3 tRNA genes are annotated in these 735 nt (G+C 49.4%); all 3 read right to left on the reverse strand.

The features are described 5' to 3' along the window. Window positions 1-237 precede the first annotated feature (237 nt). The 3 genes from A3757_RS03265 to A3757_RS03275 all read right to left on the reverse strand — a co-directional run bounded on the left by A3757_RS03265 (window position 238) and on the right by A3757_RS03275 (window position 606). Window positions 238-313, reverse strand: a tRNA-Val gene (locus tag A3757_RS03265). 99 nt (window positions 314-412) lie between these two features. Next, window positions 413-489: transfer RNA gene (locus A3757_RS03270), tRNA-Asp, on the reverse strand. Window positions 490-530: 41 nt separating this feature from the next. After that, window positions 531-606: transfer RNA gene (locus A3757_RS03275), tRNA-Val, on the reverse strand. Window positions 607-735 lie beyond the last annotated feature (129 nt).

A 735-nucleotide genomic window follows, 5' to 3' on the forward strand; every position in this document is an offset into this window, starting at 1 on the left:
GTTCCGATGGACGAGATCGCCAGCCATTTGGGCCATAGCGACATGAAAGTCACACGGGACATTTACGCCCGCTTCTCGCCAGAGGCTCTGAGCAAGAGCGCAGCGGCGCTGGAACTGGACGACGAACTGCACGAAGTCGGTGGGTTCGGCGAACCTCAAAAATTGGCCCGCTGAACCGAAAACAGGTTCACCGAACCTGTGGCCACTATCCGAATGACCGCTAAGTCATTGAGATAATGGTGGGCGCGACAGGGATCGAACCTGTGACCCTCGCCTTGTAAGGGCGATGCTCTCCCAGCTGAGCTAACCACCCATTTGGGTAGACCTAATTCTAACATTGTCACGCAGCACCTAAGATGCTCCTTTGTTAGAAACCACCTCTTTCAAGGTAGCAATCGAGTTGAAGTGTAAATGGCGGACCGGACGGGATTCGAACCCGCGACCCCCGGCGTGACAGGCCGGTATTCTAACCAGCTGAACTACCGGTCCGCAACAAACTTTACATTTCAATTTCAAATCTAAAAAAGATTTGGTGGGTGGTACAGGGATCGAACCTGTGACCCTCGCCTTGTAAGGGCGATGCTCTCCCAGCTGAGCTAACCACCCAACTCAATTGAGATGCGTATCTTAATGATTTCTTAGAAGCTGTCAATTAGAAATCAGCTTTTTTTTGCATAAATATGCAATTAATTTTCACAAGTCTCATATCTAGAAAAAACGTGAGGAAAAATCAAA

It is taken from the genome of Oleiphilus sp. HI0117, assembly GCF_001635235.1.